Source organism: Corallococcus sp. AB018, from assembly GCF_003986945.1.
In the GTDB taxonomy this organism is placed as follows: domain Bacteria; phylum Myxococcota; class Myxococcia; order Myxococcales; family Myxococcaceae; genus Corallococcus; species Corallococcus exiguus.
Window position 1 is genome coordinate 54,673 of sequence record NZ_RAWR01000011.1, and the last position, 21,763, is coordinate 76,435.

21 protein-coding genes are annotated in these 21,763 nt (G+C 71.2%); 5 read left to right on the plus strand and 16 right to left on the minus strand.

From position 1 onward, the window contains the following. Window positions 1-133 precede the first annotated feature (133 nt). Window positions 134-496, minus strand: a complete 363-nt coding sequence (locus D7Y11_RS04325) for a cupin domain-containing protein (RefSeq protein WP_120574709.1) — start codon at window positions 494-496, stop codon at window positions 134-136. 74 nt (window positions 497-570) lie between these two features. Here D7Y11_RS04325 and D7Y11_RS04330 point away from each other — a divergent pair, with 74 nt between their 5' ends. Beyond that, a complete protein-coding gene (locus D7Y11_RS04330; protein WP_126933089.1) occupies window positions 571-1,197 on the plus strand; it encodes a phenylalanine--tRNA ligase beta subunit-related protein in 627 nt (208 codons plus the stop codon). Between the two features lie 7 nt (window positions 1,198-1,204). On the opposite strand, the gene D7Y11_RS04335 is transcribed toward D7Y11_RS04330, so the two are convergent. Next, the gene (locus D7Y11_RS04335) at window positions 1,205-1,702 is read right to left on the minus strand and encodes a gluconokinase (protein WP_126933099.1); all 498 of its coding nucleotides are present in this window, start codon (window positions 1,700-1,702) and stop codon (window positions 1,205-1,207) included. Between the two features lie 183 nt (window positions 1,703-1,885). Between D7Y11_RS04335 and D7Y11_RS04340 the strand changes: the two genes are divergently transcribed. Then, on the plus strand, window positions 1,886-2,704 hold the full coding sequence (locus D7Y11_RS04340; protein ID WP_126933090.1) for a cadherin-like beta sandwich domain-containing protein: 819 nt from the start codon (window positions 1,886-1,888) through the stop codon (window positions 2,702-2,704). A 6-nt stretch (window positions 2,705-2,710) separates the two neighbouring features. Here D7Y11_RS04340 and D7Y11_RS04345 read toward each other — a convergent pair whose 3' ends face one another. The 8 genes from D7Y11_RS04345 to D7Y11_RS04380 all read right to left on the minus strand — a co-directional run bounded on the left by D7Y11_RS04345 (window position 2,711) and on the right by D7Y11_RS04380 (window position 12,123). Continuing rightward, window positions 2,711-4,825 carry a neutral/alkaline ceramidase gene (locus D7Y11_RS04345; RefSeq protein ID WP_126933091.1) on the minus strand — a complete coding sequence of 705 codons (2,115 nt, stop codon included), beginning with the start codon at window positions 4,823-4,825 and terminating at the stop codon, window positions 2,711-2,713. A 203-nt stretch (window positions 4,826-5,028) separates the two neighbouring features. Continuing rightward, window positions 5,029-7,071: an ATP-binding protein gene (locus D7Y11_RS04350; protein ID WP_233607194.1), complete on the minus strand. Its 2,043-nt coding sequence runs from the start codon at window positions 7,069-7,071 to the stop codon at window positions 5,029-5,031. Between the two features lie 206 nt (window positions 7,072-7,277). Next, window positions 7,278-7,946: a DapH/DapD/GlmU-related protein gene (locus D7Y11_RS04355; protein WP_120574712.1), complete on the minus strand. Its 669-nt coding sequence runs from the start codon at window positions 7,944-7,946 to the stop codon at window positions 7,278-7,280. Window positions 7,947-7,979: 33 nt separating this feature from the next. Further along, complete coding sequence (locus tag D7Y11_RS04360) at window positions 7,980-9,782, minus strand: histone deacetylase (protein WP_126933093.1); 1,803 nt, start codon at window positions 9,780-9,782, stop codon at window positions 7,980-7,982. A 115-nt stretch (window positions 9,783-9,897) separates the two neighbouring features. Beyond that, the gene (locus D7Y11_RS04365; RefSeq protein ID WP_120574714.1) at window positions 9,898-10,626 is read right to left on the minus strand and encodes a phosphatase PAP2 family protein; all 729 of its coding nucleotides are present in this window, start codon (window positions 10,624-10,626) and stop codon (window positions 9,898-9,900) included. 74 nt (window positions 10,627-10,700) lie between these two features. Continuing rightward, window positions 10,701-11,138: a biopolymer transporter ExbD gene (locus D7Y11_RS04370; RefSeq protein WP_126933094.1), complete on the minus strand. Its 438-nt coding sequence runs from the start codon at window positions 11,136-11,138 to the stop codon at window positions 10,701-10,703. An 11-nt stretch (window positions 11,139-11,149) separates the two neighbouring features. Beyond that, complete coding sequence (locus tag D7Y11_RS04375; protein ID WP_120574716.1) at window positions 11,150-11,563, minus strand: biopolymer transporter ExbD; 414 nt, start codon at window positions 11,561-11,563, stop codon at window positions 11,150-11,152. A 125-nt stretch (window positions 11,564-11,688) separates the two neighbouring features. Then, window positions 11,689-12,123: a hypothetical protein gene (locus D7Y11_RS04380; RefSeq protein WP_233607195.1), complete on the minus strand. Its 435-nt coding sequence runs from the start codon at window positions 12,121-12,123 to the stop codon at window positions 11,689-11,691. A 135-nt stretch (window positions 12,124-12,258) separates the two neighbouring features. Between D7Y11_RS04380 and D7Y11_RS04385 the strand changes: the two genes are divergently transcribed. Next, the gene (locus D7Y11_RS04385) at window positions 12,259-12,723 is read left to right on the plus strand and encodes an SMI1/KNR4 family protein (protein ID WP_126933096.1); all 465 of its coding nucleotides are present in this window, start codon (window positions 12,259-12,261) and stop codon (window positions 12,721-12,723) included. Window positions 12,724-12,831: 108 nt separating this feature from the next. Next, complete coding sequence (locus D7Y11_RS04390; protein WP_126933097.1) at window positions 12,832-14,238, plus strand: NAD-dependent succinate-semialdehyde dehydrogenase; 1,407 nt, start codon at window positions 12,832-12,834, stop codon at window positions 14,236-14,238. 14 nt (window positions 14,239-14,252) lie between these two features. Here D7Y11_RS04390 and D7Y11_RS04395 read toward each other — a convergent pair whose 3' ends face one another. After that, the gene (locus D7Y11_RS04395; RefSeq protein WP_120593769.1) at window positions 14,253-15,377 is read right to left on the minus strand and encodes a hypothetical protein; all 1,125 of its coding nucleotides are present in this window, start codon (window positions 15,375-15,377) and stop codon (window positions 14,253-14,255) included. A 147-nt stretch (window positions 15,378-15,524) separates the two neighbouring features. On the opposite strand from D7Y11_RS04395, the gene D7Y11_RS04400 reads away from it, so the two are divergent. Further along, a complete protein-coding gene (locus tag D7Y11_RS04400; protein WP_126933098.1) occupies window positions 15,525-16,499 on the plus strand; it encodes a COX15/CtaA family protein in 975 nt (324 codons plus the stop codon). 3 nt (window positions 16,500-16,502) lie between these two features. Here the strand turns inward: D7Y11_RS04400 and D7Y11_RS04405 are convergent, their stop codons facing one another. The 5 genes from D7Y11_RS04405 to D7Y11_RS04425 form a co-directional block, all read right to left on the minus strand. Then, window positions 16,503-17,990: a glycine betaine ABC transporter substrate-binding protein gene (locus D7Y11_RS04405; RefSeq protein ID WP_120574721.1), complete on the minus strand. Its 1,488-nt coding sequence runs from the start codon at window positions 17,988-17,990 to the stop codon at window positions 16,503-16,505. After that, window positions 17,990-18,739 carry an ATP-binding cassette domain-containing protein gene (locus D7Y11_RS04410; RefSeq protein WP_120574732.1) on the minus strand — a complete coding sequence of 250 codons (750 nt, stop codon included), beginning with the start codon at window positions 18,737-18,739 and terminating at the stop codon, window positions 17,990-17,992. The genes D7Y11_RS04405 and D7Y11_RS04410 overlap by 1 nt, the downstream gene beginning before the upstream one ends. A 15-nt stretch (window positions 18,740-18,754) precedes the next feature. Further along, a complete protein-coding gene (locus tag D7Y11_RS04415; RefSeq protein ID WP_199733723.1) occupies window positions 18,755-19,654 on the minus strand; it encodes a hypothetical protein in 900 nt (299 codons plus the stop codon). Window positions 19,655-19,804: 150 nt separating this feature from the next. After that, window positions 19,805-20,488: a DUF4142 domain-containing protein gene (locus D7Y11_RS04420; RefSeq protein ID WP_120574722.1), complete on the minus strand. Its 684-nt coding sequence runs from the start codon at window positions 20,486-20,488 to the stop codon at window positions 19,805-19,807. A 130-nt stretch (window positions 20,489-20,618) separates the two neighbouring features. Next, a complete protein-coding gene (locus tag D7Y11_RS04425; protein WP_120574723.1) occupies window positions 20,619-21,641 on the minus strand; it encodes a hypothetical protein in 1,023 nt (340 codons plus the stop codon). Window positions 21,642-21,763 lie beyond the last annotated feature (122 nt).

Consider the following 21,763-nt stretch of genomic DNA (forward strand, 5'->3'; position numbering starts at 1 on the left):
CAGGCGGCGCGCCCTTATGCCACGAGCCGCCCGCCGGAGGGATGGTTCCGAACCCCCAACGGCCCCAGGTCCATCCACGCGGCCGGGCAGGCAGGCCCCCGCCCGGGATTCCGCCCGGCTTGGAACGCGGGCCTCAGTCGTCCCGGTGCACCGTGCCCGGGGAGAACGCCGGGGTGCAGATGGCCACGTACTCCGCGCCGTCCTCCTCGGGGGTGCTGTAGCGGACCCACTCGCCGGGCTCGCACACCACCGTCTGGCCGGCGTGGACGTCCATCACCCCGCCCTTGTGCTCCACCCGCAGCGTGCCCGCGAGCACCAGGGTGATTTCACGGAACTCGGGCGTCTGGCCCGGCTCCTCCCACCCGCCGGGGCTGCGCATGTGGGCCACGCTGATGTTGGACGTCTTGGAGTTCACCCGGCCCACGTACTCGTCGATGAGCTTCGGCTTGTTGCCCACGGCCGTCACGCGGATGGGCTTCGGGATGAGCGTGGGCATGGCGAGGCTCCAGGGGAGGACGAAGGGAACAGCAGCCATCCCTACCCTACCAGCGCGTGGCGTAGAGTGCCGCCGTGCTGACCGTCGACAACCATCCCCTCCTCGACCTCATCGCCTTCACCTCCACTTTTCCCGCTCCCCTGGGGGACCTGCCCGCGCCCGACTGGCTGCAGGCCCTGCTGAAGCCCGGCGCCACCGCCCCCGTCCAGAGTGACGACGCCGTCCGGGGCGCCGTGCGCGACCTGCTCCGCCACGGCGGCTACAAGCCCACGGGCCGGGGCAAGCCCGCGTCCGAGTACCTGGTGCGAGCCTCCGGCGATGGCACCCTGGGCACCATCAACGCCGCGGTGGACGCCTGCAACGCCGTGTCCCTGCACAGCGGCCTGCCCATCAGCGTCGTGGACCTGGACCGGGCCCAGGCCCCGTTCCGCGTCTCCACCGCCATCCAGGGCGACCGCTACGTCTTCAACGCCTCCGGGCAGGCCATCGACCTGGAGGGCCTGCTGTGCCTCTTCGACGCGCAGGGCCCGTGCGCCAACGCGGTGAAGGACGCCCAGCGCACCAAGACGGACGCCACCACGCGCCGCACGCTCACGCTGCTGTGGGGCACGAAGGAGCTGAAGGGCCACACCGAGCGCGCCTTCGCCTGGTACCGCGAGTTGCTGGAGCGCCTGGGCGCCACCGTCGAGCCCGTGCGCTGAGAAAGCCCTACGCCCCGGGCTTCAACGCCAGCCCCGCCACGATGCGGTCGACGATGCCTTCGGGCGGCGGCGTCACGTCCACGGTGAACGCGTCGTCGGGGACCTCCAGGGTCTCCAGCTGGCTGTCGAGCAGCGACGCCGGCATGAAGTGGCCCAGGCGCTTCTGGATCCGCTCGCGGATGAGGGACGCGGACGCGTGCAGGTACACCCAGCGCTCTCGCGCGGAGTCCACGGTGAGCCTCGCGCGGTAGAAGGCCTTGAGGCCGGAGAACGCCAGCACCAGGTCCTCGTCCGCATCCAGCGCCTTCTCCATCCTCGCGCGCAGGAGCTCCAGCCACGGCTGCCGGTCCACGTCCGTCAGCGGCGTGCCCGCGGCCATCTTCCGGCGGTTCTCCACCGAGTGCAGGTCGTCCGCGTCCACGAACGTCCACCCCAGCCGGTCCGCGAGCGCCCGGCCCACCGTGGACTTCCCGGTGCCTGAAACGCCCATGACGATGACCACCATGCCGTTGCCGCCTCCCTCGGGTGTCGCGCGCTCCCTCATGCTGCGGCCTTCCCGCCCCGGGTGCCACGCGAGAAGCACGGCCGGTGACACACCGGACGTGAGCGTCCGCTGCCCAACGCCGCCGGGCCCGCCCCCGCCATGCTTTCCACGTCGCGGCGGGGAACCGCTACCCTCCGCGTCATCATGACTTCTGTGGGAGCAACCCCCGGCCGGACACTCGCCCGGCTCCTCCTGTGCAGCGGCCTGCTCGCGCTGGTGTCCCTGACCGCCTGCCGCGACCCCGCCGCCGCGGCCGGCACCGCGCTCTTCGTCACCGCCCAGTTCGAGCCCGCCCTGAACCTCACCCGGCTGCGCATCTCCGCCACCGCGGACGGCGCCTCCGTGCCCACCACGCTGCTGCCCGAGGACTCCAGCCGCGCGCTCGTGAACGGTGAGACGTTCCGCGTCCTCCTGGACGGCGCGGCCAACGGCACCCAGGCCACCATCCGCGTGGACGGCCTGCGCGACGACGCGACGGTCGCCACCGGCGAGGCCACCGCCACCGTGCGCGACGGCTACGAGGTGGAGGTCACCGTGCGGCTGACCGCCTCCAACGGCGGCACCTTCTGCGTGGACTGCCCGGACGGCTGCTGCCGCGAAGGCGTGTGCACGTCCCGCACCTTCCGCACCTGCGGCGTGGGCGGCGTCGCCTGCGAAATCTGCGACTCGGACCGCGCCGACACCTGCACCAACCGCGGCACCTGCGGCTGCGGCACTGGCCCGTCCTGTGACCTCAACGCCAGCCGCTGCAACGGAGGCAAGTGCGTCTGCGGCCTCGGCAATGCGTGCGGTCCGGGGCTCGCATGCATCAACGGCTTCTGCAAGTGCGACCCGTCCACCTGCGCCGGCTGCTGCGAAGGCAACAGCTGCATCCCCGCGCCCAACAAGAACCAGTGCGGCAAGGGCGGCGAGGCCTGCAAGAAGTGCGACAAGCGCTGCAACCCGGACGGCTCCTGCGACTGACTCGCGCTAGCGCACGGTGAACGGGCGCGAGCTTCCCGCGTACGGGTGGATGCGCCCGTCCCAGCCGGACTTCCAGTTCCCCTCGTGCACCAGCCGGTACGTGCCCGGCTGCGTGTCCCGGGGAATGGGCCACGTGATTCGCACCTTCGAGCACGCGAGCGTGGGCACGCAGAACTCGCGCTGCCAATGGTACAGCGCGACGCCGTCCCCGTCGTTCGCCACGTCCCGCCACGTGCCGTCCGGCTCCCGCCGCTGCACGCGCAGGAAGGTGCCGCCCAGCTTCAGGTCATTGCGCGGATGGCCGCCCCAGAAGGTGACGCTCGCCGTGTCGCCACGCGCGTAGGAAGCCTTCGCCTCCTCCGAGACGGCGCCGAAGTCCACCCAGAGCAGCTTGTCGTCGAACACCACGCCGGGCTGCAGCCCCACCACCACCTTGCGCAGGTCGCGCGGCGTGGGACCGGGCGGCACGGACGCCCCTTCGCGCAACGCGCTCGCGAGCCCCGTGAAGGACTGTTGCAGCGCCGCCAGCGTCCACGGGCCGAAGTGCGTGGACGCGCCCTCGTAGTCCTGGCGCGCGTACTCCTCGCGCGTGGCCACGTAGCCCGAATAGTCGTTGGCCGGTCCCGCGATGACCACGTCCGTCACGCCCGTACCCTGGAGCTGCGCGCGCACTGTGTCGCGCAGCCGGCGGCCCGCCATGGTGGTCACCTCGAAGGGCACGGCCACCAGCGCCAGAGGGCCCACCGTCACCACCTGCAGGGGCAGCACCTCCGGGGTCCACGGGTAGGGCTTCATGGTGCCCATCTCCAGGACGATGGGCTTCTCTCCCTGGCAGGGCGTGGTGACGGCGGCGCAGGTGAACTGGCTCCACACGTCATGCACGTTCTCGCACGTGGCCCCTTCCGAACCGAAGCCGGGCCCGTCCTCCGCGCCCGCCAGCATGGACAGGCCGATGGCCGCGGGACAGGTGCGGTGCGTTCTGCCGTCCGTGAACGCGGGCGCGACGTCCACCGCGTCCATCTTCACGTAGGCGTGCCGGTAGTCCACGCCGCCCATCACCGGCATCCCGGCGGTGGACCACAGGTGCTCGGCGAAGTCGTATTGCTTCTTCGCGGACAGGGCCGCGTCCTCGAAGTCGTTCGCGCCGCCGCCGTTCGTGCCGCCCAGGATGTTGGGCGTGACGTCGCCTTCATTCGAGTTCGCGAACGCCGCGACGAAGGTGTCCGGGCCTCCGGGCGTCCGTCCTCCCTTCTCCACCTCGAACGTGTGCGCCGCGAGCCCCTTGTTGTCGCCAGTGATGTACGTGTTCGTGTTGCCGAAGGACGTTGCGTGCACGGCGAACCAGTTGACGAGCCCCAGCTCGCGCCCATCCGCTGCCGTCATCCGGAGCAGCGTCATGCGGTTGTCCACGTTGTCGGGATAGCGGGCGCGCTCGGACTCCGGGTTGCGCAGGTAGGCCTCCGGTGAGCGGTTGATGCTGGCGCCGTGCAGGTCGCCCGAGGACAACCGCAGCGAGCCCTCGGCCAGGCGTGCGTTGGCGCGGAGGATGGAGTCCGTGATGCCGGAGACGATGGCCTCGAAGTTCTGGGGCACGAAGCCGAAGGTGGTCAGGTTGTAGAACGTGTAGTGGCTGAAGCCGCCCGGCCCGGAGTGCGTGTGCGTGGCGCTGAGCAGCACGTTGTCGTCGGAGAACGTGTCGCCCAGCTTCGAGCGCAGCCGCTCCACCACCTGCTGCTTCACCGCCTGGAACACCATGCCCAGGTCCGCGCTGACGAAGGCCACGCGGCGGCCGTTGCACGGCGAGGCGATGACGAACGCCCGCGAGTACAGCCGCAGGTGGATGCCCTCCGTCTTCTGGGCCACCTGCCCGTAGCCCATCATCCCCACCTCCGCCGCGGGGCCGGTGATGTCCGAGCGCGCCGCGCCGATGAGGAAGTTCGCCGAGCCCGCGCACGCGTCCGCCGGAGCCTGCGTCGGAGCGTCCACTGGAGCCGGAGCCCGCGGCGTTCCCGCCTGCGCGCTCGCCGTGGACAGCCGCGGGGAAGCGCCCGGCCCCAGCGACAGCACGCAGCCCAGCAGCAACCCGAGCACGGGAGCGAGGCGGGCGTTCAGCGTGCGCATGACATCCTCCACGGCCTCCGGAAGGGAAGGCCCCCGGCGGCGGCGGGTCCCAGCGTGTCGCTGTCGTCCCCTGGAGGGGAGCGCACGCGAGGGCAGGCCGTCCGACGCTCCACACTCGAACACGGGAGCGCGGCGGATTCAGTCCATTTCGCGGCAGCGGACGGGCGGCCCGCTCCGCCGCATGGACGCGGAATGCGGGCTGGTCAGGCCCCGAGTGTGGGCCGCGCGGCGACGTGCAGGGTGACGCGGAAGGTGGCGCCGTGGCCCTGCGTGGACTCCGCGGCGATGGTGCCGCCCAGCGCGCGCACGATGGTGTCGCAGATGGACAGGCCCAGGCCGGTGCCCTGGCCCGGCGCCTTGGTGGTGAAGAAGGGGTCGAAGATGCGGCGCAGCAGCTCCGGCGCGATGCCCCGGCCCGTGTCGCGCACCTCCACCACCACCCGGCCGTCGTCGTCCACGCGGCTGATGAGCCGGATCTCGTGCTCGTCCGTGAAGCCTTCCGGGATCGCGTGCGCGGCGTTGATGACCAGGTTGAGGAACACCTGGAACAGCTTGCCCTCGTTGGCGCGCACCGTCGGCACGACGCCGTACTGCTTCACCAGGCGGGCGCGCGGCCGGATTTCACTGGCCGCCATCTGCGCGACGGAGTCCAGCACGCGGTGCAGGTCCACCGACTCCTCGTGCGCGTCGTCCACGCGGGAGAAGACCTTGAGCTGGCGGACGATTTGCCGCATCCGCTCGGAGCCCTCGCGCGCGTCGTCCAGCACCTGCTGGTACTCCAGCAGCTCCTCGGCGCCCAGGGGCCGGGGCATGGGGCCCAGCGCGCGGTGCAGGAACTCCAGGTTGGAGAGCACGTAGGACAGCGGGTTGTTCAGCTCGTGCGCGATGCCCGCGGCCAGCATGCCCATGGAGGCCAGCCGGTCCCCCAGCATGAGCTGCGCCTGCATGTGCTTGCGCTCGGTGAAGTCGCGCGCCACCGTCACGCGCGCGGGCACGCCGTCGAAGAGCACGCCCAGCGTCACCAGGTCCGCGCTCACCACCCGCCCGTCCCGGCGCACCAGCGGCACCTCGTGCGAGCGGGCGGCCAGCGCCCCGTCCTGCGCCTCCTCCAGGTGGCGGCGCGCGACCTCCTGGTCCTCGCGCCGCACCAGGCCCAGCAGGTGCCGGCCCAACAGCTGCGCGGGGTCCTGGTAGCCCAGGTAGTTGGCCATGGCCGGGTTCACCGACAGGAGCATGCCGTCCGTGGTGTGCACCACCACGGGGTCGGGGAACCCTTCGATGAGCAGGTGGAAGCCGGCCTCCGTGCGGCGCAGCGCCGTCTCCGTGCGCACGCGCAGCGCGTCCGTGGTGTGCTGCTCCAGCGCCAGTGACAGCGCGCCGGCCGCGCCGGACAACAGCTTCACCTCCACGTGCGACCAGGGCCGCGCGTCGTCGCAGTTGTCGAAGCCGATGAAGCCGAACGATTCGCCGTGCACCACCAGGGGCAGCACCAACAGCGAACGGATGCCCTGCGCCAGGAGCACCGGCGCGTTGTCCGCGCCGAAGTCCTCCGGCGAGCCCTGCACGGCCTCGCCCCGGTGGAGCTGCTCCAGTTGGTGCAGCGTGAAGGCCTGGTCGATGGGCCACGCTTGCGTGTCCGGGTTGTCCAGTTCGCGCGAGATGCCGGGCGCGCACCACTCCGCGCGCTGGGACTGGAGCATCCGTCCGGAGGCGTCGCGGTGGAACTCGAAGACGTAGGCGCGGCTGGCGCCCGCGACGCGGCCCAGCGGCTCCAGGACGGCGTTGTAGAAATCCCCGGAGCCCTCTGGCGCGAGCAGCTGCCGCTGCACCTCCACCATCGCGCCCAGGTAGCGCTCGCGCGTGGCGGCGGCCTCCTCCGCCAGACGGCGCGGGGTGACGTCCACCAGCGTGCCCAGCACACCGCCCAGGTGCTCCGGGTCGCCCGTCACGGACAACTCCACCCAGCGCGGCTGCGTGCCGCCAGACAGCCGCAGCTCCAGCCGCGAGGGCACGTCCGTGCGCGACAGCGCCGTGCGCAGCAGCACCCGCGCCTGGTCCCGGTCCTCCGGGTGGAACAGCTCCACGAGTACGCGGCCCAGCCACGCGTGCACGGGAGCTCCGACCAGGCGCTCCCAGGCGGGGGTCGCCAGGACGAGGCGGCCCGCCGCGTCCAATTCGAAGAGCGCCTCTCGCAGGAGCGACCCGGCGCGCTGGAAGCGACGCGTGTCCACGAGGTCGCCCGCCACGGATGACTGCCCCAGAGCAGCGGCGCTCCCCGTTTCGCGTTGCTCCTGCCCCACCGCGGCCTCCTTCAGCACGGATGAAACGAAATGAAACCTGGATTGGAGGGAAACCCACCCGGTGCGTCCGGGCCCGACCCCTCTCTCCGTCTCACCGCGGCCCGAAGCATAGGGCGCTCGAATGTTTCAAAGTCAATGGACCCACCCTGGACTCAGGGGTTTCCCTCGGAGTCGGGAGGCTCCCAGCCCCCGGGAATTCCGGAACGGGGGCGTTGACGGCGATCCCCAAGCAGGCGTGCAGGCACGCCACCAACGATGGCCCACGGGGGCACGTCGCGGGTGACGACGGCGCCCATTCCAATCACCGCGTGGTCGCCCACGGTGACACCGTCGGTGATACCCGCGTTGGCGCCCACCCAGACGTCCTGGCCAATCACGATGCCCTTCGAGGTGACGGGCTGCTCGCGCACGGGGCGATCCGGCGCGAGGCCATGGTCGAAGGCATAGAGCGTGGCGCCGGTGGCGATGCGACTGCCTTCGCCGATGCGGACGCCGCAAGTGCCGCCGTCCAGGCTGACGCGCGCGTTGAGGCTGACGCGCGACTCCAGCACCACGGGCCCGTGCACGAAGACGTCCGCGCCAATGCTGCACCCCGGCCCGATGCGCACGGTGCGGCCGGGCTCCGCGAAGATGCGCGCCTCCGGGGCAATGAAACATCCTTCGGCGATATCAACTGTCTCCAGCTCGCGCAGGCGGTCCTGCACCTCGCGCTGCCAGGCCTCCGCCCACTCGCGGTGGCGCGGCTTGAGACTGAAGTAGAGCCACGGCATCCACGACAGCCGCAGCTTGTGTTGTTCACGGCGTTGCGCGTTCAGGTCCACGTGTCCTGACCTACCACGGGCCCCGCATCGGCTTCACAGGGGCTCGGGCTTCACGGGCGGAGCGGTGACGGGCTCCGGTGCTGCCGCGGTCACCACGGTGAAGTGGCAGCGCTCGCGCTCCTTCGCCACGGCCTCCGCGTCCAAGGACACGGGGGTCAGGTGGCAGAGCATGTCGTCCGGCTCCCACGGGTACGGCTGGCCGTCCAGGCGCACGCGCCCTTCGGCCACGGCGCGCGTGGCCTCCACGAGCGACAGCGAGGACAGGTCGCGCATCAGCGCTTCGAAGCGGCCCTGGCGCTCCGGGGTGGAGAAGTGGAAGCGGCCGCGCGCGACGACGGCCAGGTGGTACCACATGGGCCGGAAGGCCACGCCGGCCAGGCCCAGGCGCTGGGCCATGGCGAGCAGCACCTCGGTCGTCTCGCGAGACAGGCCCAGGCCGGGCACCTCCTGGCCGGGCAGCTGCGGACGCTTGTCGCTGAAGCGCGCGCGGGGATGGCGCAGGGACAGCCAGTTGGCGAAGAGGAAGGTCTCGCCCTGGATTTCCTTCTTCTCCACCACCGAGTCCGACAGCAGGTGCTCGCGGCCGCCCGCGTGGCCCAGCACCATGATGCGGTCGCCGGTGCCGCCGGTGGAGGCCACCTGCACGCGCAGGCGGCTGTAGCCCAGGCGCTCCACGTACGACAGCAGGCCGTAGCGGAAGAGCGCGTACTCGATGCCCTGCGCGGTGTAGTGGCCCAGGACGCGTGGCTGCACCTCCGGCCCCAGCCGCAGCGGGCCCTCCAGGTCCTCCAGCGAGAAGGGCTCCCAGTGCGGCGCCTTCCCGGCGGTGTTGGCCTTCTCCGGATCCAACATGTGCGCGATGCGCTGGAAGCGCGCGCTCAACGGGTCATAGCGCGCGGTGATGCGCTGGTGGCCCAGGCCCGCGAGCACCAGCACCGTGCCCGCGAACAGCTTCCAGGACTCCGCGTGGTAGCCGCCCCCGGGCAGCCACACGCTGGCCTGTCCTCGCAGCGCGGCGGCGATGGCCACGTCGCGTTTGCGCGCCCCCTGGAGCGTGATGCCCACGCGCCCGAAGCGGTCCCCGGACAGCACGTCCCCGCCGGCGATGACGAAGGTGATGTCCGAACGGGGCATGCGCGCGAGCAGGTCCTTCACCTTCTGCACGTAGGTGACGTCGTCGCAGCCATCCGGCACGCGTGTTTCATCCACGCCGGGGGGCAGCACGCCCCAGTCGCTGCCGGACACGGAGCCGATCCACGCCTTGGGTTGTCCGGCGAGGCACGCGGCGGTGCCGTCCGGCGGGTGCGCGTCCAGGTCCAGCACGGCCACGGAGCCGTCGAAGCCGGAGGCGCGCAGGTCCGCCACGGACACCGCGATGTCGTTGACGGTGCAGAAGCCGCCGCCCTTGTCCGGGCGCGCGTGGTGGAAGCCACCGGCCATGTTGACCACGGGCCCCTGTCGCGCGAGCGCCAGCCGGGCCGCGCCCAACGTCCCGCCGCACACGAGCCGCACGCTGTCCAGGAGCGCGTCCACGGGCACTTCCGACGGGTCGGTGGCGTAGATGCGCGCGAGCGTCGCGGGGTCGGAGAGGGACTCCAGGTAGCGGGCGTCGTGCACGCGCGCGAGCTGCGCGTAGGACACGGGCACGGGGTGGCGCACGTCCGCGGCGCGCACCACGCCGGCCTCCAGCAGGTACCAGGTGGTGAAGTCGGTGCCGCGCGGCTCGATGCCCACGGAGGACTCGATGCCGGTGAGGGGAAGGCGGTAGGCCTCGTCGTAGAAGACGTGCACCCGGCCGCGTCCCAGGCCCAGCTTCCAGAGCCACGCTTGAATCATCCGCGCCTCGCGGGTGGCAGGGGATGGCGGGTGTTCACGGGGATGAGGGACACAGGGAGCAGGTCGGAAAAGGTGGTGGCCCCTTCATCACGCGCGGGGGCCGTGGGCGCAAGGCTCATTCCACGGGGCGCTGGGCCTCTTCCCGCAGGGCGGGGCTGCGGCGGCGCACGGTGCGGGCCGCGACGGTGACGAACAGGGCCCACGCGAGCCCGGCCACCCAGCCACCGAGCACGTCCGTGGGGTAGTGCACGCCCAGGTACACGCGGGTGCAGCCCACCAGGACGGAGAGCACCAGGGCCACGGAGAGGAGGTAGACCTTCACGCGGCGGTGCTCGGCGAACTGGGCCAGCAGCGCGCCCAGGGTGAGGTAGGTGATGGCGGACAGCATGGCGTGGCCGCTGGGGAAGCTGGTGGACATCGTCTCGGTGAGGTGGGGCACCACCGAGGGGCGCGGGCGGTGGAACAGGTTCTTGAGCAGCGCGTTGAGGATCCACCCGCCGACGATGGCGGACAGCACGAAGAGGCTGGTGCGGTAGCGGCGGGCCACCACGAGGAAGCCGCACACGGCCGCGGTGAGGAGCGCCAGGACGGGGAAGCCGCCCAGGGACGTCACGTCGCGCGCGGTCTCCGCGAGCCACCACGGGCCTCGGGGGAGCCCTGGGTCTTCGGGACGACGCAGGGAGCGCACGATGCGCTCGTCGATGTCCTGCGTGTCGCCTTCATGCACTTCATCCGACAGGACGACGAAGCCCAGGACGCACGCGACCACGAGCAGCAGCAGCCCCAGGGGCCGCGTCACCATCACGTCCCAACCCGACACCCACCGCCATGGCCCTCGTGACATGACCGTGACTTAGGACAGCGGGTGCGGGCTGGCCACGGGCTTTTCGCGGCGAGTGTCGGGCAGGCTCCAGGTGCTCAGGGGTTCTGGACGGACAGGCCCAGCGCTTCGGCACCGGCGGCCTTCGCGCCGTCGAGGGCGCTGATGAGCCGTGTGTAGGGGGCCCGCGCGTCCGGCTGGAAGAACAGGCCGCGCTGGCCCTTGGGGCGGGCCTCCAGGAAGGCGCGCAGGCGTGGCACGAATTCGGCTTCGCTCACGGGCTCGCCTTCCAGGAGCAGCGAGCCGTCCGCGGTGAGGCGCACGAGGCCGGGGGCCAGCTCCTTCGACGTCGGGGGCTCCTCGGTCGGGGAGGTCTGTGCGGTGGGGAGCTGGAGTTGAAACTCCCCGCGCATGAGCGGGGTCATGACCATGAAGATGATCAACAGCACGAGGACCACGTCCACGAGCGGCGTGACGTTGATGTCCGACTGGAGACCGGACTGGGGCTTCACCACGACAGGGCGTCTTGCGTGCATGGCGATTCTCCTCAGTTCTTCCTCATGGAGACACCCAGGGACACCTTCAGCGCACCCGCGTCCCGCGACTGTTGCAGCACACCGAGCACGTCGCCGCAGGTGAGCGTCTCATCGGCCTTGAGGAGCAGCTTGCGGTCGGGACGGGCGCGCAGCTCCTGCTGGACGCGCTCCTGGAAGCGCGCGGCGTCCGGGAAGGACTCGTTGCCGACGTACAGCATCTTGTCCGCGGTGAGGGAGAAGACCAGGGGCTCGGGCTTCTCGCGCGGCTCGCCCTGGGCGGCGGTGGGCAGGGTGACGTCCTTGTCCTGCTGGGCCAGCGGGGTCACGACCATGAAGATGATCAGCAGCACGAGCACCACGTCGACCAAAGGGGTGACGTTGATGTCGGCCTTCACTCCGCCCCTGCCTCCCACGGCCATTCCCATGCAAAGCCTCCGCGCGAACTCCTGCGAGTCGGAAGCCATGGGACCACGGGGCCGGGATGCCGTTGGCCGTGGGCAGTCGGTGATTCGGTCACGGGTGCCGGCTAGAGACGACGATGGGTCGTTCCTCAGACGTCCTGATAGGCGTAGGGCACGTCGGGAACATGGGGCCTTGCTCGGCCTGCGAGGTACACGTCGGCACCGGCCATGCTGAACGCATCGACGGTGTTGAGCACGAAGCCGGAACCTGAAGGGACGCCGTCGTCGAACCAGCGCAACAGCAACTCGTGAGTGAAGGAGTCGAGCACCAGAGGGGCCGCCACCGGGTCCGCGAGCGCTCGTGCCGGCTCGGGCCAGTCGAGAGCACGCAGCGCTTGATCCAATGGATCATCCGGCGCGGGGAAGCGCTGGTAGTCCTCCACCAGATCGGCCCAGTCCTGTTCGAGCAGCGCCACGGCGTAGGCACCAGGCAAGGTGACTTCGTAACGGACCTCAACGATGCCCGGTGTCCGCCAGTGCTGGCTGAAGTTCATGGTGCGCACGCTCAAGGCGTCCACTTCCACCGGGCGGCCCTCCACGATGTAGCTCGACCTGTGAGGCGGAACGGGGAATCGTGGCCGCCACTCGTTCTGATAGGTCATGGTTCCTTCGACAGGATACTGGAGCAGAAGAGAGAACGCTGAAGCGGGGCCGAGGTCATGCGGACGACCGAGAGTGAACCACTACTGAGCAACGCGGACCTGGATGCGTTCGAGCAGCGGTTCGAGCTCGCGCTCCCACTTCCGCTTCGTGAGTTCCTACTGGCCACCAACGGAGGCCGGCCGGAGCGCGACCTCTTCAAGCTCCAGGGCCTGCCGGGGAATCCCATCGGCCGGATCCACTTCTTCTTCGGGCTCAACGATCCCATCGAGTCCTGCAACCTGGACTGGAACCTGGAAGTCTTCCGGGATCGCATTCCGCCGGGTCTGCTCCCCATCGCGACGACGGAAGGCGCGGACAAGGTCTGCCTGTCCGTGACCGGCGCCACAGCGGGCCGGGTGTTCTACTGGGACGCGCATGCCCGGCCGGGCATGAGCAGCGTCCACTTGCTGGCGGAAGACCTAGACACCTTCATCGCGGCGCTCCAGTCGGACGCGCTGTCTCCCACCGTCATGGAGTCCTGAGTCGCGGTCTCGCGGCGTACGCCCCTGGACGCTCGGACTCCGGAGGCATTGTCACGGGGGTGGGGCCTGTTATCACCCGGTGACGCTCTCACCGGGAGGCACCCGCACATGGCCATCGCCACCATCAGCCCCACCACCGGCAAGACGCTGCGCACGTTCGACGTGCTCTCGTCCGAGGAACTGGAGCGCAAGCTGCAACGGGCCGCGGATACGTTCCGCTCCTACCGCGAGACGTCCTTCGCCGACCGTGCCCGCTGGATGCGCCGCGCCGCTGAAATCCTCGAAGTCGAAGCCGGCCGCTTCGGCCGCATGATGACGGAGGAGATGGGCAAGCCCCTGGAGGCCGCCAAGGCGGAGTCCATCAAGAGCGCCACCGCGTGCCGCTACTACGTCACCCGCGCGGAGAAGCTCCTTCGCGACACGCCCATCGACGTGGATGGCGACACCGCCTTCGTGCGCTATCAGCCCCTGGGCCCCGTTCTCGCCATCATGCCGTGGAACTTCCCCTTCTGGCAGGTCGTGCGCTTCGCCGCCCCCGCCCTCATGGCCGGCAACGTGGGCCTCCTCAAACACGCCAGCAACGTGCCCCAGTGCGCCATCGCACTCGAGGAGATCTTCCGCACCGCTGGCTTCCCTGAAGGCGCCTTCCAATCGCTGTTCATCGAGACGTCGGAGGTGAACCGCGTCATCGAAGACCCTCGCGTGAAGGCCGTCACCCTCACCGGCAGCGAGGGCGCTGGACGCGCTGTCGGCGCCGCCGCGGGCCGTGCCATCAAGAAGGTCGTCCTGGAGCTGGGCGGCAGCGACCCGTTCATCGTCATGCCCAGCGCGGACCTGGACAAGGCCGTGCACACCGCCGTGTCCGCGCGCCTCATCAACAACGGCCAGTCCTGCATCGCCGCCAAGCGCTTCATCGTCGCCGAACCCATCGCCCAGGAGTTCGAACGCCGCTTCGTCGAACGCATGAAGAGCATGGTGGTCGGTGACCCCATGGATCCGAAGACCGATGTCGGTCCGCTCGCCACGCCCGGCATCCTCGAAGGGCTGCACGCCCAGGTGCAGGAGAGCGTGAAGGCCGGCACCCGGCTGCTGCTCGGCGGCAAACCCCAGGGCGGTCCCGGCAACTTCTACCCGCCCACCGTCCTGGCGGATCCGCCGCCGAAGGCCCCCGCCTTCCATGACGAACTCTTCGGCCCCGTGGCCACGCTGCTGCGCGCCCGCGACCTGGAGCACGCCATCGAGCTGGCCAACGCGACCCCCTTCGGCCTGGGCGCCAGCGTGTGGACCCAGGACGCGAACGAACAGCGCCGGCTCATCGACGGCATCGAGGCCGGCATGGTGTTCGTCAACGCGCTCGTCGCATCCGACGCGCGCCTGCCCTTCGGTGGCGTGAAGCACTCCGGCCACGGCCGCGAGCTGGCCGACCTGGGCATCCGCGAGTTCGTCAACGCCAAGACCGTCCGCATCACCGGCGCGGCCGGCGCACCGCCACCGTCAAAGCACGCGGGCGAATAGCTCCGCCCCGTCCGTCAGCGCGTACGCACCCGGCCATCCACGGGCGCGCCGTGCACCTCTTCCAGCGCGGACGTCACGGCGTCCACCTCCGCGCCCAGCTGCTCCACGCTGTGGCGCAGGCCCGCGCCGGCCACGTCCGCGTCCGCCGCGTCCGCCGAGCGCACCCGCAGCACCTGGGCGTAGAGGTTCTCCAGGGTGTAGGCGAGCCGCGTGAACTCGGCCTCCAGCCGGTCCGCCGCCTTCGTCAGCTCCGCGCGCTGGCGCACCTGTTCATCCAGCACCTGCAACGCCGCGCGCAGCCGGTCGCGCACCACCACGTCCTCCTCCGCGGCCCAGCGCGTCTCCAGCTTCTTGCGCTCGTCCGCCAGCCGCTGCACGTCCTCCGGCGGCGCCACCGTGCGCAGCTCTCGTTCGCGGCGGACGAGCTCGTGGCAGCTCTTGCGCAGGTCCTGCACGGTGCGCTCCGGCGAGCGCACCATCTCCTGCAACACGCCCTTCCCCGCACGCAGCTCCGCGAGCAGCTTCTCGCAGACGGCGTCCACGCGCGTCAGGCGTGGATCCGCCGGTACCTCCGGCGCCTTCACCTGGGGCAGCACCGGCGCGGGCGGCTCCTCCACGCGCGTCAGCAGGGGGTTGTTGCGCGCGCGCAGGTGCTTCGCGGCCCCCTTGAAGAAGCCGAACGCCACGAACAGCAGCCACCAGTACTGATGCGGAAAACGCACCACCGTGGCCACGCACGCCAGTGCGACGACGAGCTGCCCCACGCCCACCACCGGGTTGCGAGAGGCCTCCTCCCGCGCCGCCTTCTCCGCGCGCTTCGCATCGCGGTGGGCCTGCTGCTGCGCGATGTACGCGTCGCGTTTGGCGTGCCGCTCCGCGCGGCGCAGGGCGTCCTTCGACTCGCGCTCCCACTGCTTCTCCCACCGCTGGCGCTCCCGCTCCGCGCCGCGCTCCCACTCCCGTTCCCAGCGGTCGCGCTCCTTCTCGGTGGGCAGGCGACCCATCCGGCGCACCCACGCCTCCAGGGCCGCGTCCTTGCGCGCGCGACCCTCCTCGATGGCCGCTTCCAGCCGGCGCAGGCGCTCGGCCGCGTCGTGGGGGGGCGAGGAGGCAGGGGGCGCTTCGCGGTCTCGGGGCACGAGGTGACGCTAACAACTTCCCCCGGGGTTGGGGACTGTCGTGGGTGGCCCCATAAGCGCAGGTGTTGAGCCATTGGCGCGCGGCGGGCAGGCGGACACGGTCACGCGGTGGTCCCCTGTAAACGGATGCGGTACTGGGAGGACACGATGACCCTTCCCACCGCCGCGACCCGCCGCTTCCAGTGGTTCAGCATGGGCGTGCTCCTCTACAGCCTGGGCGTCATCCTCTGGGGCGCGTTCGTGCGCGCCACCGGTTCCGGCGCGGGCTGCGGCGACCACTGGCCCGTCTGCAACGGCGAGGTGCTGCCGCGCGCCCCCACCCTCCAGACCCTCATCGAGTACACCCACCGTGTCACCAGCGGCCTGGCCACGGTGCTCGCCGTCGTCCTCTACGTCTGGGGCCGCCGCGAGTTCCCCAAGGGCCACCCGGGCCGCCGCGCGGCGTTCTGGGCGCTGGTGTTCATGCTCACGGAGGGCCTGGTGGGCGCGGGCATCGTGTTGCTCAAGTACGTGGCGCAGGACGCGCGCCTGGGCCGCGCGGTGTGGATGGGCGTGCACCTGACCAACACCTTCCTCCTGGTGGGCGCGCAGACGATGGTGGTGTGGGCCTCCAAGGGCCGTGCGCGCATGGTGCTCCAGGGCCAGGGCGTCGTGGGCGCGCTGCTGGGCGGGAGCATCGTCGGCATGCTGGTGCTGGGCGTCAGCGGCGCGGTGGCCGCGCTGGGCGACACGCTCTTCCCCGCCACCAGCCTCACGCACGGCTTCGAGCAGGACCTGTCGGAGACGGCGCACGTGCTCTTGCGCCTGCGCATGTTCCACCCGGCCATCGCGGTGGCCATGGGCGCGCTGCTGGTGTTCGGCGGCCGTCAGGTGGCGCGGCTTCGGCCCTCGCCGGACGTGCGGCGCGCGTCCACGTGGCTCACCGCCATGTACGTGGCGCAGCTGTGCGCGGGCATCATCAACCTGGTGCTGCTGGCGCCGGTGACGATGCAGCTGGTGCACCTGCTGCTCGCGGACTGCGTGTGGATGTGCGTGGTGCGGCTGTGCGCGGCGGGGCTCGCGGAGGACGCGCCGCGCCTGGAGCCCGCTCCCGAGCCCGCCTCCCGCGTGGAGCCGGTGTAGCGCTCAGCCGCGCAGGCCCCGGGGTACCAGCACCCGGGCCACCGCTTCGAAGAGGCCGCTGACCGCGAGCGCGAGCACCGCCGCAGGCACCGCGCCCTCCAGGATGAGCCCCACGTCGTCCAGGCGGATGCCGGTGAGGATGGGCTGGCCGTAGCCGCCCGCGCCCACCAGCGCGCCCAGCGTGGCGGTGCCCACGTTGATGACCGCCGCCGTCTGGATACCCGCGAGGATGGACGCCGCCGCCATCGGCAGCTCGATGCGCCACAGCCTCGCGCCGGAGGGCAGGCCCAGCGCCTCCGCGGATTCGCGCACCTCCCACGGGATGCCCTGCAGCCCCGCCGCCGTGTTCCGCACGATGGGCAACAGGCTGTAGAGGAACAGCGCCGCGATGGCAGGCTTCGAGCCGATGCCCAGCAGCGGAATCATGAACACCAGCAGCGCCAGCGACGGCACCGTCTGGATGACGCTCGACAGGCCGAGCACGCCCTGCCCCAGGCGTGGACGGCGCGCGGCCACCACGCCCAGCGGGATGGCCAGCGCGATGGCCGCCATCAGCGACAGCCCCACGAGGAACAGGTGCTCGCGCGTGCGCTGCCAGATGCGCGCACCCCGCCCGTCCGTGTGCACCTCCGTCGTCAGGCCCAATGAAGCCTGGAGGAAGTCCGCCGCCACCTGGGCCTCCGGCACGTGCTCCAGCCGCGCGCGGGCGTTGAGCTGCACCATCTCCGCTTCCGTCAGCGAGCCCTCCAGCCGGCGCAGCGCCTGGACCACTTGAGGCGCTCGCGTCTCCAGGTCCGCGCGATAGAGGAGCACGGCGTCGTACGCGGGGAAGTGGTGCCGGTCGTCCTCCAGCACGCGCAGCCCGTAGGCGGCGATCTCCGCGTCCGTGGAGTACAGGTCCGTGAGCTGGATGGCGCCGCTCTCCATGCCCCGGTACGCCAGGTCGTGGTCCAGGCCGCGCACGTCGCGCTGGGGCAGGCCGTATGCGTCGCGCAGCGCGGGCCAGCCGTCGCCCCGCTGCATGAACTCGTTGCTGAAGCCCACGCGCAGCTCCGGGTGCGCCTTCAAGTCGGAGATGCGGCGGATGCCCAACCGCTCGGCCTCCGCCTCCTTCATGCCCAGCGCGTAGGTGTTGTTGAAGCCCAGCGACGCGCTCATCCGCAGGCCTTCGTCCGCGAGCGCCTTCCTCAGCGCATCGTCGTCCGGCAGCGCGCGCCCCACGAGCAACTCCTGCCTCAGCGTGCCGGTGTACTCGGGATAGACGTCCAGCTCGCCCCGGCGCAGCGCCTCCCACAACACCGTGGTGCCGCCCAGCTCGCGCCGGTGCGAGGCCCGCGCGCCCGCGTGCTCCGCCACCTGCGTCACCATGTCCCCGAGGATGACGGACTCGGTGAACTTCTTGGACCCCACGCGCACCTGGGGCCCGCCACCTTCAGTGCTCGTGCACGCGACGGTGAGCAACAGCAGCCACGCCAGCCACAGCGCGCGCATCATCCCGGCCTCCGCAGGGGCAGCGGGCGCTGCGCCTGGATGAAGCGCGTGACGAACGGATCCGTAGGACGCGCCTCCATCTCGTCCAGCGTGCCCTGCTGCACCACCTGGCCATCGCGCATCAGCACGATGCCGTCTCCCAGGAAGGCCGCTTCCGCCAGGTCGTGCGTGACGAGCACCACCGTCTTGCCCAGCCGCTCGAAGATGCCGCGCAGGTCCGTCTGGAGGTCATGGCGCACCAGCGGATCCAACGCGCCCAGGGGTTCATCCAGCAGCAGCACGTCCGGGTCCAGCATCAGCGCGCGCATCAATGCCACGCGCTGCCGCTGGCCTCCGGAGAGCTCTCCCGGGAAGCGCTCCAGCGCATCCTCCGGGAAGCGCGTCAGGTCCATCAATTGCGTCAGTCGCTCGCGGATCCGCGCCTCCGGCCAGCGCAGGTGCCGCGCCATCAACGTGACGTTCCGCGCGCCGGTGAGGTGCGGGAACAGGCCTCCGCCCTGGAGCGCGTAGCCCACGCGTTGGCGCACGGCGAGCAATGCGTCCGCGTCCTCCGGCAGGGGTTGTCCATCGAAGAGCACGCGGCCGGTCTCGGGCCGGAGCAGGCCGTTGAGCAGCCGCAGCAGCGTGGATTTCCCACAGCCGCTGGGGCCGATGAGCACCGTGGTGGCGCCCTTGGGCAGACTCAAGTCCAGCGGGTGCAGGGCCTGCGCGGCACCGAAGCGCTTGGACACTCCTTCCAGGAGGAACACGAACGCCACGTCCCTTCAGCGCGGAGCGAACACGCCGTTGCAGGTGGTCGGAAAAGGGAAGAGCGCACCCGCCGGGAGGCTGCACGCCGCGAACAGGCCCCAGCCCTTGTAATTCACGCCGCCGGTCCAGACCTGGACGTCACCGCCACCCTCCTGCGCGGGCGCGGTGAAGCGGACGCAGCGCGTGGCCTGGCCCTCCACGTAGCAGTCGAGCACCTCCACCGGGCCGGCCCCCGGGAGCGCGTCGCGCAATTCCTCCGCGCTCCGGTCGCGCCAGCGCTCCACCTGGCCCGCGCCCGGCGCCACCGGCCAGAAGATGCTCCAGGAGAAGGTGGACGCGTCACAGCGGATCCGCCCCGCGCGCGTCGTCGAGTCCGCGACCTCGCAGCCCTCCGGTACGAACAGCACCCGCCACGGAAACCGGGGTGGCATGACGAGCGCTGATGGCGACAGCGTGTCGCCCTCCGGATTGCCCCGCGTGGCCAGGTACGCGAACAATTCCAGACACCGGCCCAGCCCCGCGCGGACGTCGTCGCGCGCCACGCAGCCCAGTTGCCGCACGTGGCCCGCGGAGGGCGTCACCGCCGTGACGTAGCCGCCCACCGTGCAGGCGTTCTCCCCGGAGCACCGTTCGAAGCGCAGGGACGGGTGCGGCTGTCCACCGAGCGGCAGCTCGCCTCGGGCTTCCGTGAGGTTCGAGCCGAGCCGCGCCTGGACGCGGGCACGGCCGGCGTCCACGGCCTGCGCCTCGCTCCGCCCGGGCTGTTCGTGCAGCCACACGGAGAGCGAGCCGCAGCGGTACGTGCGCGACGTGGCGCTGTCCGGGATGGGGACACAGCCTTCGAAGAGGGGGCGCGCGTCTTCGACGAAGGGGCCCGCGGGCGTCACGCCCTCGGAGGGGACCGCGGGGGCCACTGGCGCGGACGCAAGGCACGCGCTCAGCAGTCCCCCGAGTGTCACTCCCATCGCCGCGAGTGCCGTGCGCATCCGCAGGGGATAGGCGCCGGACCCGGCCGAGTCAACCGGCCCGTCGGCCCGACGCCCACCGCGCTACACACGCGGGCCCTACTTCTTCATCTGCTTCTCGAGCTCCTTCGCCTTCGTCTCGTTGCGGGCGACGACGCTCTCGGTGTCGCTCAGGAGCGCCAGGAAGCTGGCGTCGTTCTTGTACTCCTTGCGGCCCTCCTTGAGGACGTCCATGCCCTTCTTCTGGTCCTCCGCGATGCGCGACAGGAAGGCCTTGTCGAACTCGGGGCCCTCCTTCGCCTGGAGCTTGGTGATCTCCTCGTTCGACTCGTCGATGGCCTTGCCCAGCTTCTCGCCGGTGCCCTTCATCTTCTCCTGGTAGCCCTGCTGGACGCCGGAGCCGCCCGTGCCCGTCTGGTCCTCGGAGGTGACGTTGCTGTCGCTGAGGGCACTGACCTGCATCTTCTTCTGCTCGGCCCAGGTGCGCAGCTGGCTCTGGCTGTTCTCGTGGTCCTCGCGCAGCTTGGTGGCGAACTCCTTCACCTGCGGATCCGTCGCCTGCTGCTCCGCGAGCCGCGCCAGTTTGATCTGGCGGTTGTTGAAGACGGCCAGCTTGCCCACGTACTGCACGCGCTTCGCGGCCGCCTCACCCACGGCCTTGCCCTGCTTCGTCTCGTGCTTTTGCTGCTTGGTCTCCTCGTCGTTGGCGTGGGCCGAGAAGCCCATCAGCCCCGTCACGACCGCCGCTGTCACCGCCCGCGCCTTCCAATTCGTCTTGCTCATGGGCCCTGCCTCCCCCGCCTTCGCGGATGAACGTTTGACGGGGGCAAGGTGTGGACGCGGAAGCCGGGTGCCAGGGCCGCCTGGCTGAACGCCCTCCCCCCGGGTACGAGACCCGAGGGATGAAACCGCCTCACTCCACGGGCAACAGGCCGCGCACCACCGCGCCGCGCCCCAGCGCCGTGGCCTGGGCCCAACCGCGCAGGAGCGCCAGCACCTCCGAGGAGAAGGTGGGCGTGTCGAGCAGCGTGACGGTGGTGGCCATCCCGCCCGTCTGGGCCTGCTCGAAGCGCGCGGTGAGCCAGCAGGCCCCGGCGCCCACGAGCTCGGGCACCGTGCGCGACACCTCCAGCTCCAGCAGCGAGGACGGGGACAGCCACCCTTCCGCCCAGCGCAACCGCCGCTCCAGCAGCGCGCTCAAGGACTCCCTCGCGGCCGTGGCCTGCGGCGGCAAGGGCTCGCCGTCGCCGGAGGGCAGGTACACCTCGCGCAGGAAGGGCGGCTCGCGGGTCAGCGCGTGCGCCGTGGCGCGCAGCCACAGTCGGCAGTCGCGCAGCACGTCCGCCGTGGCCGCCTCGAACGAGGGCAGCGGGTGGCGTGTCGGTGAGCGGCGGCTGCCCTTGCGGTCCGCCTCCACCTCCACGAAGGGGGACACGCGCGCGCATCCCTCCACCGTGCCGTCCACATCCAGCCCCAGCCGCTCCAGCCGCGAGCCCCGGCCCAGGCCGCGCCACAGGTCCACGAAGGCCGCCGCCAGCGGCGCCGCGTTCGCGACCGAGTACGGCCGCCACTCCACGCGCTGACACACCACGCGCGCCGACGGCACCCGCGCCCCAGGAGGCCCCAGCCCCAGCGTCAGGTCCTCGCCGCCCACCGCCACGCGAGAGGCCAGCACGTGCCGCACGGGGCCTTCCAGCAGCCACACCTGCAGGGCGCCTCGCGGCACCGCGCCCTCCACGTAGCGCGCGCCCAGCAGCCACAGCTCGCCCTGGATGAGCACGTCCTCTCCCCGGGGCGCGTGCAGGTTCGGCCTCGAGTCCTGACAGCCCAGCACCCAGGCCCCACGGCCCTCCTGGACCCAGCGCACCCGAAGGCCCTCCGGCAACGCCTCCAACGCGCGCCGCGTGGCCTCCGCCTCGCTCATTCCCTCCGCCATTGGGCCCCTCTAACCAAACAGCGCTACGGTATTCTTACGTAATAGCTGTGATTCACCGCCCGTGTCAGCACGTTTTTCGTGGTTTCCCGAGTGGGTGGCAGGAAACCCGGTAGGTCTGGGTG

What these genes read in the sequence shown, in the direction of transcription:
- D7Y11_RS04325 (WP_120574709.1), bottom strand. Translation starts at nt 496, where the DNA reads ATGCCCACGCTCATCCCGAAGCCCATCCGCGTGACGGCCGTGGGCAAC.
- D7Y11_RS04335 (WP_126933099.1), bottom strand. Translation starts at nt 1,702, where the DNA reads ATGGTGGTCATCGTCATGGGCGTTTCAGGCACCGGGAAGTCCACGGTG.
- D7Y11_RS04340 (WP_126933090.1), top strand. Translation starts at nt 1,886, where the DNA reads ATGACTTCTGTGGGAGCAACCCCCGGCCGGACACTCGCCCGGCTCCTC.
- D7Y11_RS04345 (WP_126933091.1), bottom strand. Translation starts at nt 4,825, where the DNA reads ATGCGCACGCTGAACGCCCGCCTCGCTCCCGTGCTCGGGTTGCTGCTG.
- D7Y11_RS04360 (WP_126933093.1), bottom strand. Translation starts at nt 9,782, where the DNA reads ATGATTCAAGCGTGGCTCTGGAAGCTGGGCCTGGGACGCGGCCGGGTG.
- D7Y11_RS04365 (WP_120574714.1), bottom strand. Translation starts at nt 10,626, where the DNA reads ATGTCACGAGGGCCATGGCGGTGGGTGTCGGGTTGGGACGTGATGGTG.
- D7Y11_RS04370 (WP_126933094.1), bottom strand. Translation starts at nt 11,138, where the DNA reads ATGCACGCAAGACGCCCTGTCGTGGTGAAGCCCCAGTCCGGTCTCCAG.
- D7Y11_RS04375 (WP_120574716.1), bottom strand. Translation starts at nt 11,563, where the DNA reads ATGGGAATGGCCGTGGGAGGCAGGGGCGGAGTGAAGGCCGACATCAAC.
- D7Y11_RS04385 (WP_126933096.1), top strand. Translation starts at nt 12,259, where the DNA reads ATGCGGACGACCGAGAGTGAACCACTACTGAGCAACGCGGACCTGGAT.
- D7Y11_RS04390 (WP_126933097.1), top strand. Translation starts at nt 12,832, where the DNA reads ATGGCCATCGCCACCATCAGCCCCACCACCGGCAAGACGCTGCGCACG.
- D7Y11_RS04400 (WP_126933098.1), top strand. Translation starts at nt 15,525, where the DNA reads ATGACCCTTCCCACCGCCGCGACCCGCCGCTTCCAGTGGTTCAGCATG.
- D7Y11_RS04405 (WP_120574721.1), bottom strand. Translation starts at nt 17,990, where the DNA reads ATGCGCGCGCTGTGGCTGGCGTGGCTGCTGTTGCTCACCGTCGCGTGC.
- D7Y11_RS04420 (WP_120574722.1), bottom strand. Translation starts at nt 20,488, where the DNA reads ATGAGCAAGACGAATTGGAAGGCGCGGGCGGTGACAGCGGCGGTCGTG.
- D7Y11_RS04425 (WP_120574723.1), bottom strand. Translation starts at nt 21,641, where the DNA reads ATGGCGGAGGGAATGAGCGAGGCGGAGGCCACGCGGCGCGCGTTGGAG.